The sequence below is a fragment of the Ruegeria sp. HKCCA0235A genome, assembly GCF_013033235.1.
In the GTDB taxonomy this organism is placed as follows: Bacteria; Pseudomonadota; Alphaproteobacteria; order Rhodobacterales; family Rhodobacteraceae; genus Ruegeria.
Genome location: NZ_WQDQ01000007.1, coordinates 192,787 through 206,359, shown reverse-complemented (window position 1 = coordinate 206,359; position 13,573 = coordinate 192,787). Strand labels below are relative to the sequence as shown.

Annotated in this window: 15 protein-coding genes; 7 read left to right on the top strand and 8 right to left on the bottom strand. The window is 59.0% G+C overall.

Annotated elements, in window-relative coordinates:
• Positions 1-93: 93 nt before the first annotated feature.
• Positions 94-696 (top strand): 2-hydroxychromene-2-carboxylate isomerase, encoded by a 603-nt coding sequence (locus tag GOW56_RS13980; RefSeq protein WP_171206271.1) that lies wholly within the window; start codon positions 94-96, stop codon positions 694-696.
• A complete protein-coding gene (locus tag GOW56_RS13975; protein ID WP_171206270.1) occupies positions 693-1,526 on the top strand; it encodes an alpha/beta fold hydrolase in 834 nt (277 codons plus the stop codon). The genes GOW56_RS13980 and GOW56_RS13975 overlap by 4 nt, the downstream gene beginning before the upstream one ends.
• On the opposite strand, the gene GOW56_RS13970 is transcribed toward GOW56_RS13975, so the two are convergent.
• The 3 genes from GOW56_RS13970 to GOW56_RS13960 are packed head-to-tail and all read right to left on the bottom strand — an operon-like array spanning position 1,513 to position 3,949.
• Positions 1,513-2,547, bottom strand: coding sequence for a low specificity L-threonine aldolase (locus GOW56_RS13970; RefSeq protein WP_171206269.1), 1,035 nt, complete (start codon positions 2,545-2,547; stop codon positions 1,513-1,515). The two genes, GOW56_RS13975 and GOW56_RS13970, sit on opposite strands and share 14 nt — an antisense overlap.
• Positions 2,547-3,020 (bottom strand): YcgN family cysteine cluster protein, encoded by a 474-nt coding sequence (locus GOW56_RS13965; RefSeq protein WP_171206268.1) that lies wholly within the window; start codon positions 3,018-3,020, stop codon positions 2,547-2,549. The genes GOW56_RS13970 and GOW56_RS13965 overlap by 1 nt, the downstream gene beginning before the upstream one ends.
• The gene (locus GOW56_RS13960) at positions 3,017-3,949 is read right to left on the bottom strand and encodes a bifunctional riboflavin kinase/FAD synthetase (RefSeq protein ID WP_171206267.1); all 933 of its coding nucleotides are present in this window, start codon (positions 3,947-3,949) and stop codon (positions 3,017-3,019) included. The genes GOW56_RS13965 and GOW56_RS13960 overlap by 4 nt, the downstream gene beginning before the upstream one ends.
• A gap of 259 nt (positions 3,950-4,208) precedes the next feature.
• Here GOW56_RS13960 and GOW56_RS13955 point away from each other — a divergent pair, with 259 nt between their 5' ends.
• Positions 4,209-4,790, top strand: coding sequence for a methylenetetrahydrofolate reductase C-terminal domain-containing protein (locus GOW56_RS13955; protein ID WP_171118794.1), 582 nt, complete (start codon positions 4,209-4,211; stop codon positions 4,788-4,790).
• Entirely contained in the window at positions 4,787-5,776 is a 990-nt protein-coding gene (locus GOW56_RS13950) for a methylenetetrahydrofolate reductase (RefSeq protein WP_171206266.1), read from the top strand. The genes GOW56_RS13955 and GOW56_RS13950 overlap by 4 nt, the downstream gene beginning before the upstream one ends.
• A gap of 75 nt (positions 5,777-5,851) precedes the next feature.
• Here the strand turns inward: GOW56_RS13950 and GOW56_RS13945 are convergent, their stop codons facing one another.
• From GOW56_RS13945 to GOW56_RS13925, 5 genes are all read right to left on the bottom strand, one after another.
• On the bottom strand, positions 5,852-6,295 hold the full coding sequence (locus tag GOW56_RS13945; protein ID WP_171168938.1) for a MaoC family dehydratase: 444 nt from the start codon (positions 6,293-6,295) through the stop codon (positions 5,852-5,854).
• A gap of 101 nt (positions 6,296-6,396) precedes the next feature.
• Entirely contained in the window at positions 6,397-7,272 is an 876-nt protein-coding gene (locus GOW56_RS13940) for a TIGR01459 family HAD-type hydrolase (RefSeq protein WP_152458999.1), read from the bottom strand.
• A 102-nt stretch (positions 7,273-7,374) separates the two neighbouring features.
• Entirely contained in the window at positions 7,375-8,451 is a 1,077-nt protein-coding gene (locus GOW56_RS13935; protein ID WP_152458998.1) for a DUF389 domain-containing protein, read from the bottom strand.
• Between the two features lie 132 nt (positions 8,452-8,583).
• Positions 8,584-9,504: a manganese-dependent inorganic pyrophosphatase gene (locus GOW56_RS13930; RefSeq protein WP_171206265.1), complete on the bottom strand. Its 921-nt coding sequence runs from the start codon at positions 9,502-9,504 to the stop codon at positions 8,584-8,586.
• A 110-nt stretch (positions 9,505-9,614) separates the two neighbouring features.
• A complete protein-coding gene (locus tag GOW56_RS13925) occupies positions 9,615-10,595 on the bottom strand; it encodes a TraB/GumN family protein (RefSeq protein ID WP_171206264.1) in 981 nt (326 codons plus the stop codon).
• A gap of 110 nt (positions 10,596-10,705) precedes the next feature.
• Here GOW56_RS13925 and GOW56_RS13920 point away from each other — a divergent pair, with 110 nt between their 5' ends.
• The 3 genes from GOW56_RS13920 to groL all read left to right on the top strand — a co-directional run bounded on the left by GOW56_RS13920 (position 10,706) and on the right by groL (position 13,519).
• The gene (locus GOW56_RS13920) at positions 10,706-11,380 is read left to right on the top strand and encodes a DUF2161 domain-containing phosphodiesterase (protein WP_171206263.1); all 675 of its coding nucleotides are present in this window, start codon (positions 10,706-10,708) and stop codon (positions 11,378-11,380) included.
• Positions 11,381-11,534: 154 nt separating this feature from the next.
• Positions 11,535-11,822, top strand: coding sequence for a co-chaperone GroES (gene groES / locus GOW56_RS13915; RefSeq protein WP_152458994.1), 288 nt, complete (start codon positions 11,535-11,537; stop codon positions 11,820-11,822).
• 53 nt (positions 11,823-11,875) lie between these two features.
• Positions 11,876-13,519, top strand: coding sequence for a chaperonin GroEL (groL, locus tag GOW56_RS13910; RefSeq protein ID WP_152458993.1), 1,644 nt, complete (start codon positions 11,876-11,878; stop codon positions 13,517-13,519).
• The last annotated feature ends 54 nt before the right edge of the window (positions 13,520-13,573 follow it).

The window sequence follows — 13,573 nt, the reverse complement described above, 5'->3', positions numbered from 1 at the left end:
GGGCAGCAATGGCAATGTGACAGATTCGTGATGTTGACACCGCTTAGCATGGCCTTACCGTCCCGCAAAGGTAACGCAGCGGAGAAAGTGAACATGACCCAGATTGACTACTTTTTTGCGACAATTTCGCCCTACAGCTATCTTGCGGGGAACCGGCTGGAAGAGATTACGGCGAAACATGGTGCATCGATCAGCTACAAACCGCTGGACATCATGGCGCTGTTCGCACGCACCGGGGGTACGCCGCCAAAAGACCGTCATATCTCGCGCATCGAATACCGCGCTCAGGAATTGCTGCGCCAATCGAAGAAACTGGGGATGGAGTTCAACCTGCAACCGGCGCACTGGCCGACCAACATGGCACCGTCTTCTTATGCGATCATCGCCGCGATCAGGGATGGTTCGGGCGACGTGGGCAAGTTGTGCCAGTCGATCCTGCGCGCCTGCTGGGCCGAAGAAAAAGACGTCGCTCAGGATGATGTGATCCGGGACTGCCTGGCAAATGCCGGGTTTGACCCGGAACTGGCCAACAGTGGACTGCTGGTCGGGGCCGAGACCTATGCCGCCAACCTGGAAGAAGCCGTGGATCGCGGCGTGTTTGGCGCGCCGTTCTACATCACGCCGGATGGTCAAAGGTTCTGGGGGCAGGATCGCCTGGATGATCTGGATCGGCATCTGTCCGAGATGAAAGGATGACAACACCGACAGCGATGCAATCCGTCTTCGTCAGACGATTGGGCGACGGAGGGCGCAAAGTGCTTGCCCTTCATTGCACCATTGCGCATTCCGGCGCGTGGTCTGGCCTGTCCAAGGCATTGGATGGCAGCGTGTGTCTTGTTGCACCGGATATGCTGTCTCACGGGCGCAGTCCGGATTGGGACGATCAAAGCGATTTCTTTGACGCTGTGACAGGTCTGGCGGCGGTCGAGTTGACCAAGCCCATGGATCTGGTGGGCCATTCCTTTGGGGCGATCGTTGCGCTCAGACTGGCCATGGAGCACCCGGACCGTATTCGAAGCTTGACCCTGATCGAGCCCGTGTTCTTTGCCGTGGCAAAACAGGACGCCCCCCATTTGTACGATCAACACCGGCAAGAGTCACAACCGATTGAAGCAGCGTTCCAAGCAGGCGACGAAGCGCTGGCCGCGCGGTTGTTCAACCGGATGTGGAGCACCGGTATCGGCCCAAAATGGCCTGACCTGCCAGAGCGGACGCGCGCCGGAATGGTGCGTGGGATTCATGTTGTTCCCGCGTCTTACCCCGTTCTGTACGATGACCGCGCCGGGTTGCTTGACCCCGACAGATGCAAGCGCGTATCGATGCCAACCCTGTTGCTGAGCGGATCAAAGACCCACCCGACGATCCCCGCAATCTGTGATGGATTGCAGCGCCGTCTGCCGAACGCACGCCATGACGTGGTGCAAGGTGCACGGCATATGCTGCCCATTTCGCACCCCCGTGAAACCAGCGCGCTGCTTCGAAAGCTCTGGAAAGCTGGCCGCGGAACGGGTGTTACAACAGGCTGAGAAACTGATCGATCTCGGCCGTTCCGATCGACCAGTCGCAGACCAGTCGGCATGCAAGGCTTTCATCGTCATCGCCACCTTCCAGCTCAGCCCCCCAGAGGTGGTAGATTGCCCCGGCCTCATGTAGCTGTTTGTGCTTCGCGCGTGAAAAAGCGGCAAAGATCATATTGGCCTGTGGTTCGTGCAGGAACTCGGCCCCTTTTGCACGCAGGCCGCTGGCCAGCCGGGCACAGTTTGCGTTGGCCTGACGCGCCAGCTTCAGCCACAGATCATCCTCAAGATAAGCCGCCATCTGAGCGGACAGGTAGCGATGCTTGGAAAACAGATGCGCCCCGCGTTTGCGCCGCAGCTCGAATTCCCATGCCTTGCTCTCGTCAAAGAACACCACCGCTTCAACGCCCATCAGCCCGTTTTTCGTGCCGCCAAAGCTGACCGCGTCCACCCCGGCTTTCCATGTCATGTCAGCCGGAGAGCAATTCAGGGCCACCAGGGCATTGCTGAACCGGGCCCCATCCAGATGGACCGGCAAGCCATATTCCTTTGCGACCCCGCACAGCGCCTGCAACTCTTCCAGCGAATAGACCGATCCGCGCTCGGTGACCTGGGTGATCGACACCGGCCCGCGCTGCGGCCCGTGAACACCACGGGTTTCTTCGCCCAGGATGGACCCGCGCAGCGCGTCCGGCGCCATCTTGTCGCCGCCGGGAACAAGGGTCAGCTTGGCGCCGGTGAAAAACTCGGGCGCGTTGCACTCGTCTTCGTGAATATGGGCAACCGGAGAGCAGAAGATCGTTTCCCAAGGGTTGGACAATGTGGCAAGGGCCAGCGAATTTGCCGCTGTCCCCGTCGCCACCAGATAGACGGCCGCCCCCGGAGCTTCAAAGATGCTGCGAATGCGGTCACGCACCTCGTTCATCATCGTGTCGGCGCCATAGGCCATCTGGTAGCCCTGATTGGCCTCGGCCAGTTTGGCCATGACCTGCGGGTGAACCGGCCCGGAATTGTCAGATGCGAAATACATCAGCTAGGCTCCTCGATAATGTAGTCTTCCCACTCTTCCATGGGGGTTTCGAACTCGGACACCGTGCGCCCTCGGACCGACACGCCTGCGGCGTGCACGGTTTCCGGCGTACCAGACAACAATGGGTGCCAGTCGTAAAGCGGTTTGCCCTCCCACAGCAGCCGATAGGCGCAGGTTTGCGGCAACCAATAGGCGTGTTCGTCGATATTGTCGGGTGTCATGACGATGCATTCCGGGACAAATTGATGCCGGATGTCATATTGCGTGCAGCGGCAGCTTTCATCGTCCAGCAGTCGGCAGGCGACGCAGGTCAGGGCAACTTCGCCCGAGTCTTCATCTTCCAGCTTGTTGAGGCAGCACTTGCCGCAGCCGTCACACAGGGCCTCCCACTCGCGCTGGTTCATCTTGCGCAGGGGTTTGCGTTCCCAGAACCGGGCGGGCAGGCCGGTGCGTTCAATCGGATCGGCGCTCATAGGGCGGCCAGTATGCCCCGGGCCTGTTCACAATCGGCATTCATCTGCGCGATCAGACCATCCAGCCCCTTAAATGTCATTTCAGGGCGCAGGAATTCGATCAGCCCCACCGACAAGGTCGCCCCGTACAGGTCGCCGGAAAAGTCGAACAGGAAGGTTTCGATATTTGGCACTTCGCCATGGAACATCGGGCGCACCCCAACCGAGGCCGCGCCGTGATAACTGCCCTGATGCGGGCCATCCAGCACGTCGACCAATACCGCGTAGACACCGAATTTCGGCGGGTGGAGCCCTTCGATGGACATGTTCGCAGTTGGGAAACCCAGTTCCCGCCCGCGTTGCTCGCCGCCGATCACCTCGCCTTCGATCCTGTGCCAATGGCCCAGCATCGCGGCTGCATCCCTTGGGCGACCCTCGCTCAATGCGGTGCGGATGGCGGTTGACGAGACCACGTTTTCCGACCGCTGCATCAAAGGGGCAATCGTCACGCCAAATCCCATCTCTTGCCCGAAGCGAACCAGATCGTCAGCCGTCCCACTGCGGCCCTTGCCAAAACAGAAATCGGCCCCGACCACGACATGGGACAGACCCAGACCGTCACAAATCACGTTGCGCGCGAATTCATCAGGGGAAAGCCCGGCCAGCGCCGCGTTGAACGGCAGCTCGTACAGTTTCTCCACACCCAGCTTCTCAAGCCGATGCGCCCGCGCATTGCCGCGCATCAGGCGGAACGGAGGAGAGTCCGGCGCAAAGTATTCACGTGGATGCGGCTCGAATGTCATGACCCCCAGTGGCGCATCCGGGGCCGCGTCGCGGGCCAGTTCGATGACCGACTGGTGCCCCAAATGGACGCCATCAAAATTCCCGATCGCAACGCTGGCGCCGCGATCTTCTGGCTCGACAAACTGGAAATCTCGGATGATGTGCATAGGCGATTGCGTAGCGTTGCGTTGCGATTTGTTCAAGCGGCAGTTTGAATTCAAGGCACGGGTCCTGGCGAAACACACCAAAACCATTTGTCAGACCTGATTGCACACAGGGCATCCCCGGAATGCTGTGCGACATTCGGCCAACTGCTTGATCCAAAAAAAATACTGGGTGTAGACTGGGTTTCCGGCCCTCGGACCACGCTGGGGGGCGGACGATGGCCCGGCCAGGTTCAAATGGACCCAGCACAGGAGGCAGACCATGTATCGATTGCGACTGTTCGCGATTCGCAACGCCCGTGCGTTCGAGTGGATTTACAAATGTGTCGAACGGGGCATGGTCGCGATGGATCCGGTCTTTGCAAGGATCGGCTACAACCGCGTTGAACGCCCCATCGCGCTGGTCGAAAAAGGCGTCAAAAGTCTTTTGTTTGATTGCAAGATGTGCGGACAATGCGTTTTGTCTTCGACGGGTATGTCTTGCCCGATGAACTGCCCCAAGCAACTGCGCAACGGCCCATGCGGCGGCGTACGCCCCGGTGAGTTCTGCGAGGTGAAGCCCGATATGAAATGCGTCTGGGCTTTGGCCTGGGACGGGGCCAGCCGCATGCAACATGGGGGCGACAAGATAAAAGAGGTCCTTCCGCCTGTGGAACACACGTTGAAGGGATCATCATCCTGGCTGCGGGTCAGCCGCGAGATCGCCGCGCAGGAACGCGAGGCCCGAGACGCTGCCCGCGAAACGCTTGCGCAGGCGTTCCCGGAGGCGCGCGAAAACGAACCCTCTGCGGCACCTCTGGCTGCTGAACCCCCCAACGCGGTGAACCGGGAGCTGAAGAAATGAATGATGCCCATCGCAGCGAGGTCGAACCGATCGGCTATGTGCCTGTTCCCGAAGGCTATGTCTCGCACAGTCGATTGGAAAGAGTTCTGCGTTCGGGCCGCTTTGCGGTGACCGCTGAACTGAACCCGCCAGACAGCGCTGACCCCGAGGATGTTTTTCAGGCGGCGCAGCCGCTGGGTGAAGTGGCGGATGCGATCAATGCAACCGATGCGTCTGGTGCCAACTGCCACATGTCTTCGATAGGGATCTGTGCGTTGTTGACCCGCGCGGGGTATTCTCCGGTCTATCAGATTTCCTGCCGAGACCGGAACCGGATCGCCATTCAGGGGGATGTTCTGGGGGCTGCGGCGCTGGGCGTCAGCAACGTGCTGTGCCTGACGGGCGACGGTGTCGGAGTTGGGGATCAACCGGGGGCAAAACCGGTGTTCGACTTCGATTCCCTGACCTTGCTGCGGACGATCCGAACGATGCGCGATCAGGGAAAGCTTCTTTCCGGCCGCAAGATCACGCGCCCCCCTCAACTGTTTTTGGGTGCGGCGGAAAACCCCTGTATACCGCCCTATGACTGGCGCCCGGAACGTCTTGCAAAGAAGGTCGAGGCGGGCGCCGAGTTTATTCAGACCAACTATATCTACGACATTCCGCTCTTTGAAAGGTTCATGGATCGTGTGCGGGATGCCGGTCTGGACAAAAAAGTATTCATCATCGCCGGTGTGGGGCCCATCGCTTCGGCACGCGCGGCACGCTGGATGCGCAGCAATGTGCCCGGAATTCACATCCCGGATCATGTCATCGAGCGGATGGAAAAGGCCGAAAAGCCCGCGGAAGAGGGCAAGAAGATCTGTATCGAACTGATCCAGCAGATCCGGGACATCGCCGGTGTTTCCGGGGTTCATGTGATGGCCTACAGGCGTGAACACGTGGTGTCGGAAATCATTCTGGAATCAGGTGCGCTGAAAGGGCGAAAACGAACTCGTTCTTCCTGACGACCTTGTGTGCAGTTGAGTGCCCAAACAAAAAAGGCGCCGGTCCGGCGCCTTTTGCAAGACTGTGTTTGCCAGTCAGTCGAACTTGCGCGACGGGGCAAGCACCATGGCTTCGCCGATCAGGACCTTCTTGCCCTCGACCGAACAATGGCAGTCCAGCTTGACGCGGCGCTTGGCAAAATCGATGTCGACCACTTTCACCTCGGCATAGACCATGTCACCCGGACGCACAGGCGCCAGGAACTTCAGTGACTGACCCATGTAAACGGTGCCATGACCCGGCAGTTGTTCACCAATCACGGCCGAGATCAGACCCGCCGTCAGCATTCCGTGGGCAATACGGCCTTCGAAGATCGTATCGCGGGCATAGTCGTCGTCCAGATGCACCGGATTCCGGTCGGTCGAGACCTGCGCGAACATTTCGATATCTTCATCCGTCACCACTTTGCGCAGGTGGCGGGACATGCCCATTTCGATGTCTTCGATACAGATCGTTCCGCGCGGAAGATTGTCCAACATGTTGCCCTCACTCGAAATCGGCCGTGAAAGAAAAAACCATCATTTGGCCAAGGTTGGCAACTTTATTACTTCGCAGTTGCAGAAAATCAAGTCTTTTCTTGCTACCTCAAGCGCCCGATCGTGTAGGTTGGATTGATCTTTTCCCTTTCAATATAGGCGGTTAGGGATTCGTGGTGCGGATGATGCGACGTTTTTGTTTCTGCCGCGGCCAATCCGCCCGAGATGAACAGAGAATCAATGCCCTCTCCCATGCCGCCTAGAATGTCCGTGTGGGGGCCGTCGCCGATCACCAGAATGTCACTGTCGGGGATATCGTACCCCAGTTCCTGCAACCTGCGACGGGCCAGATCATAGATCGGGGGATGCGGTTTGCCGAAATACAGGCTCTCGCCGCCCATTTCGGTGTACAGCCTGGCCAAAGCACCGGCACACCATTCGCGCACCTCGCCGCGGTCCACGACAATGTCAGGGTTAGCACAAAGCAGTTTCATCCCCATCTGCTTGGCGTAAAGGAAATCCGGCCGGTTCACATCCGGGTCGGCCATCGGGTCGAACGGGCCGCAGCAGACAATACCCTCGGCTTCCTTCAGCGGCACACGCTCGATATGGATGGGGTGATCCAGCAATTTCAGCGGTTCGAAAAAGCCCGCATCGCGCTGCCACTCGCCCATGAAATAAACCTTATGCCCGACAGCACCGCGGAACATCGCAGATCGCGCGGAATCCCCGCTGGTGGCGATGGTGTCATACGCGTCGGCGGGGACGTTGAATTGCACGAGTTGCTCTGCCACCCCGGCGCGGGGTTTGGGAGAGTTCGTGACCAAGACCACCAGTCCACCCTTGGCGCGATAGGCCTTCAGCGCTTCGACGGCCTCGGGGTAGGCCGTGATGCCGTTGTGAACACAGCCCCAAAGGTCGACGAACAATGCCTTGTATCGGTCCGAGATCTCGGAAAGCGAGGAAACGATCTGGGTCATGGGGGCCTCTGGGTCTGATATCGCGCTGGCGACAGCTATGGCAAAGCTTGGGCCCGAACACCATCCCGCATTCCCGTTTGCGCGAAGGAATGGGTGAAACTGCTACTCGTCTTCGGTAATTTCAGTGACGTCCGGGGCCTGCTGAACGTTTTCCGTTCCCAGGATGATCTGGGCCCCGATACGCGGCTGATACCGGATAATGGCCAGGTATCCGGGTCCAAGCTCCTCCTCCAGCACCCCGACCAGAGGGGTCTCACGCAGCTTGGGTGGCAGCAAACCGGCAATGGAAGAAACCTTGAACTGCGCTTCGGCTGGCAGATCGACGATCAGCCAAACCTCGGCCCGCTTGCGCTGAGCGTTGACGTCGATGCGGATGATTTCCACGGAAACCGGATCGGCCCATTCGCGAATGGCATCGGCCAGTTGCGCCTCGGTGCGCGTCTCCAGATAACGGTTGTAGGTGGACTTCCCAAGTTGCAGGACGACGACGACCAGAAACGCGATCGCGACAAAGACGCTGGCGGTGAAGTTCAGCTTGCGCTTTCCCTTGCTGAAAACCACGGACCGCGCGGCATAGACAAGATAAACCGCGCAGGCTGACAGAATGATCGCGCCAAGGTTCGTTGCGAAAAGCAGCCCTGCCTCATAGGCCTCGGCGGGTTCGTCAAAATATAAAAGAATGCCCGAGGCCGACAGCGGGGGAACAAGCGAAACACCGATGGCCGCGCCGGGTAGAAGGCTCAATTCGGATTTGTTGATCTGGACATAGGCCCCGGCCACACCGGCAGCGAGCGCGACGATCAGGTCTTCGGTGCCGGGATCGGTGCGCGCCAGGACCTGATCGGGGATCAAAATGCCACGGGGAACATCGGCGACATAGACCAGAAACCACGCCATCATCACGCAGACAATGGCAGCCAGGCAGACCGTAAGCGCCAGCGTCACCGCGCGTTTCAGCCATCCCATGACCATCGCGGCGGCCACCCCGAGGATCGGGGTCATCAGCGGCGCCACAAGCATGGCCGCGATCACGACAGCGCCGGAGTTGCGCAGCAAACCCATGGTGGCAATCACGACAGACAGTGTCAGCAACATTGCAAAGCGTCGCCAATACGCCGCCTTGTCGGCACCTTCAAAAAGAAGGATGCTGCGGGTGGTGCTTAGTTTTCGTACGACCATTGCATTTACCTGACCTGGGATAGGCTCTGGACCCCCGGTCAGACTAACAACCGACAACGCGTCCGCAAATGGCTGTCAGCAAAGAAAAAAGGCGCCCGAATTGGACGCCTTCAGATTTGGGTCGCTTGAGGATCAGACCTTCAGGTTCGGAATGATCTGCTTTTTGCGGCTCATGATACCGGGCAGAACGACGGCGTCCCCGTCCACGGTTGCGCCAAAGCTCTTCTCGGCCACGGTTTTGACCAGATCATTGGGGACCAGCAGCGTGGCCTCTTCGTTCAGGATATCAACCACGAACAGTAGCACCTGATCGACGCCGTCTTCCTTGGCAACGTCCACCATCGAGTCCACCAGGCTGGCCTTGCGGTCCAGAACGACGCCGGGGGCGGTGGTTTCCAGAACCGAGACCCGGAATTTGGTGCCGTCGACCTCGTATTCTTTACTGTCCATGCGGATCAACTCGGCGTCCGAAAAGGACGAGACATCCGATTTCGCCGCGAACATGTCTGCCGCATATGCCGAAATGTCCAGCTCGAGCTCGGCCGCCAGACGTTCTGCAACCTCGCGGTCATGCGCTGTGGTGGTCGGAGAGCGGAATTCCAGAGTATCCGACAGAATGCAGGTAAGCGCGGCGCCCTTGATGGCGTCGGGCATCTTGGCCGCATCTTCACCCATCAGATCAACCATGATGGTGGCGGTGCAGGCCAGGGGGCGCACGGTGATGTCGATCGGGCCTTTGGTTTCCAGGCCACCGACCAGCTTGTGATGGTCGATGATGGCGCGGATGTCCGCGTCGTTGATGTTGGCCGGCAGTTCGGCGGGGTTGTTGGTGTCGACGATAACCACCGGAGTTTCCGCAGGCAGGTCCTCAAGGATCCGCGGCTTGGGCAAGTCCCAGTTTTCCAGCATGAATGTTGCTTCGGTGTTGGGTTCACCCAGCAGCACGGGTTCGGTCTGCTCACCCTTGACCTCGTTCAGGTACCACGACCACAGGATCGGCGAACCTGTGGAATCTGTGTCGGGGGATTTGTGGCCAAATACTAGCGTCGTCATGTCAGTGTCCTGCGGAATGGAAATTTGCGCGCCTTATAGGGCGGCTAAAAGCCGTTGTCACGCCGCTGAGCACTGTCTGCGACGCTTGGTCTGAAAACCGCTGGGTCCGTTCAGAATTTGGCGCGTGTCAGAACGTATCCAGCCTGTTCCAGCTGGTTCAGCAGGCCGTAGTCATCGCTCAGGTGCCCCGCGCCGACCGCAATTACAACTGTCTGATCCCTGATGTCCAGAATCTGCGCCATCCAGTTGGCATTTCGCTGCACCAGCAACTGCTGCTCGAAATTTTGCCATTCCGCATCAAAGGCTTCGGGGCTCAGGCCCGACTGCTCAAGCCCCTGTAGGCGGGCAAGCTGTATGATCTCGGCGTGCTTTTCTTCCAGATACGCGTTGGCCATGGTGGCCAATTGGTCCGCATTGCCCTGCATCGCCCCGGACAGGCGCACAAGCGACTCGACCTGTTTCTCGAGCGGATAACTGTCGAACATGGCCATCAGGTCTTCGATTCGTTCCAGCGAGTGCTGCGGGATACCTTTTTCAACGGCTAGATCGTTCAGGCGGGCGTCCATTCCGTAAGTTGAATTCGGGTCCTCGATCATGCAGGGCGGAATGCTCAGCATCATGGTCAGGAACCACGGACGCATCTTCGCAGCCATCCAGCCGGGGATGCCGCGCTGGGCCAGGGCTGCGGACAGCGCATCCCAGTCGTCTTCCGCCATCAGATCGATCAAAGTAGGGCCCGAGGTAATCATCACCGCACTCAGGTCGTTGGCCATGGTCTTTTCGAAGGCGTCCATGTCGTGCTGAGTGACTTCGAAATAAAAGGCGTCCGCTTTGCTGAGTTCGGGCGACAGGCGGTCAATCACGTCTTCCATGCGCGGATCGTAACTGTGCAAAGTGCCGATGATGTGCAAAACCGTGTCGCCCTTGCGTGCAATCCAGTGATTGCCTTCGGGATAAGCGATCTGGGCCACTGCACTTTGCAATTTGGTCCGGGTTTCCTCGGGCAGTTGCGGGCGCAGGTCCACCCCCTCGCACGCGGCCTGAGCCGAGATCGGAAACAGAAGGAACGCAAGAAAAGTGAGCAAACGCATGGGGCCAGCCTAAATGGTGTCAAGAAGTTGAACCCAGACTTAGCCACGCCACCTGCCGATGTTCAAGCCGCCCGTCTGGTATTCTCCGGCAATCTGCGTAGCATGGCGGCATGAACCGCGAGCAGGATCTTTATCCCCCGGTCAAGGCGCTGCTGGAGCGTCAGGGATACACCGTCAAAGGTGAAGTCGGCGCAGCCGACATCGTTGCGGTGCGCGATGGGGATGGGCCGGTGATCGTCGAACTGAAACTGCGGTTCACGCTGGCCCTGTTTCATCAGGCGATCACCCGGCTGAAACTCACTGATCTGGTTTATGTTGCAGTCTACAAACCCACGGGCCGAACGGCCCGGCGGGCGCTCAAGGATAATCTGGCACTGTGTCGTAGGCTTGGCCTGGGCCTGATCACCGTGCGGGCTGATGGCACGGTCGAGGTTCAGTGCGATCCCGGCCCCTACGCGCCCCGTAAGAACAAAGCCAGGGCCGCACGGTTGCTGCGCGAATTCGACCGGCTGCAAGGCGACCCGAACGCTGGGGGCGCGACGCGCCATGGTATCGTGACGGCGTATCGGCAGGATGCGCTGAAATGTGCGGCCTATCTGGCCGAAAATGGCCCGTCCAAGGGGGCGGATGTCGCCAGATCGGTCGCGGTCCCGGTCGCCACCCGGCTTATGCGGGAAAACCACTACGGGTGGTTCGAGAAGGTTGAAAAAGGCATCTATGGGCTTACGTCAGAGGGCGCAGAAGGGTTGAAGCATTGGGCCTATAGCTGGGAACAGGCTGACTGATCCATTTTGCAAAAAAAAATCTCTCACAAATTGTTGACTCGGACTTTTAGACTCCCTAGCTATGCGTCGTTATCACTCACACACCCCGAGTGCTAACGCCTCGTCGGAAGGCGGGGGGAGGATAGATAAACTTTGAGCCCAAGGAGCTACAAAGATGGCATTGAAACCGCTTCATGACCGTGTGCTGGTTCGCCGCGTAGAGAGCGAAGAGAAAACCGCAGGCGGCCTGATCATCCCTGACAGCGCAAAAGAAAAGCCGAGCGAAGGCGAAGTCGTCGCAACCGGCGAAGGTGCGCGCAAGGACAGCGGCGAACTGATCGCAATGGCTGTCAAAGCTGGGGACAAGATCCTGTTCGGCAAATGGTCGGGCACCGAGGTCAACGTCAACGGCGAAGAGCTGCTGATGATGAAAGAAAGCGACATCATGGGGATCATCGAGTAAGCGCGCGCTTTCTCTGATCTTCATTTCAAACTTATTTCTCAAGGAGAAACGACATGGCTGCAAAGGACGTCAAATTCGACACCGATGCCCGCAACCGTATGCTGAAGGGTGTGAACATCCTGGCCGACGCGGTTAAAGTGACCCTGGGCCCCAAAGGCCGCAACGTGGTTCTGGACAAATCTTTCGGCGCACCGCGCATCACCAAGGACGGTGTTTCGGTTGCCAAGGAAATCGAACTGGAAGACAAGTTCGAAAACATGGGCGCGCAGATGGTGAAAGAAGTCGCCAGCCGCACCAATGACGAAGCCGGCGACGGCACCACCACCGCAACCGTTCTGGCACAGGCGATCGTAAAAGAAGGCCTGAAGCAGGTTGCAGCTGGCCTGAACCCAATGGACCTGAAGCGCGGCATCGACCTGGCAACCGCCAAGGTTGTTGAAGGCATCAAAGAAGCCTCGCGCGAAGTCAAAGACTCGGCAGAAGTTGCTCAGGTTGGCACCATCTCGGCCAACGGCGAAGCCGAAATCGGTCAGCAGATCGCAGACGCGATGCAGAAGGTTGGCAACGAAGGTGTCATCACCGTCGAAGAAAACAAAGGTCTGGAAACCGAGACCGACGTTGTCGAAGGTATGCAGTTCGACCGCGGCTACCTGTCGCCTTACTTCGTCACCAACGCAGACAAGATGATTGCAGAGCTCGACGACTGCATGATCCTGCTGCACGAGAAGAAACTCTCGTCGCTGCAGCCGATGGTTCCGCTGCTGGAACAAGTGATCCAGTCGCAGAAGCCGCTGCTGATCATCGCGGAAGACGTTGAAGGTGAAGCGCTGGCAACTCTGGTTGTCAACAAACTGCGCGGCGGCCTGAAAATTGCTGCTGTCAAAGCACCTGGCTTCGGCGATCGCCGTAAGGCCATGTTGCAGGACATCGCAATCCTGACCGGCGGTCAGGTTATCAGCGAAGATCTGGGCATGAAGCTCGAGTCCGTCACCATGGACATGCTGGGCACCGCCAAGAAAATCGAAATCACCAAAGACGAAACCACCATCGTCGACGGTGCTGGCGAGAAAGCCGAGATCGAAGCACGTGTTGCTCAGATCCGCACCCAGATCGAAGAAACCACCAGCGACTACGACCGCGAGAAGCTGCAAGAGCGCGTTGCCAAACTGGCAGGCGGTGTTGCCGTTATCCGCGTCGGCGGCATGACCGAAGTCGAAGTGAAAGAGCGTAAGGACCGTGTGGACGATGCTCTGAACGCAACACGCGCTGCCGTTCAGGAAGGCGTTGTTGTGGGCGGTGGTGTTGCTCTGGTCCAGGCCGGTAAAGCACTGGAAGCTCTGAAAGGTGCAAACGCCGATCAGGACGCAGGTATCAACATCGTTCGCAAGGCAATCGAAGCGCCGCTGCGCCAGATCGCCGAGAACGCGGGTGTCGACGGCGCGGTTGTAGCCGGTAAGGTCCGTGAATCGTCGGACGCAGCGTTCGGCTTCAACGCGCAGACCGAAGAATATGGCGACATGTTCTCGTTCGGTGTGATTGACCCGGCCAAAGTGGTTCGGACTGCTCTGGAAGACGCTGCATCGGTTGCTGGCCTGCTGGTCACCACCGAAGCAATGGTTGCCGACAAGCCGGCCAAGGAAGGCGCGGCACCTGCCGGCGGCATGCCCGACATGGGCGGCATGGGCGGCATGATGTAAGCACGCCGTATTCGCCTCTGGCGAATTCTGGCGACCCGACAGGCGCTTGGCGGT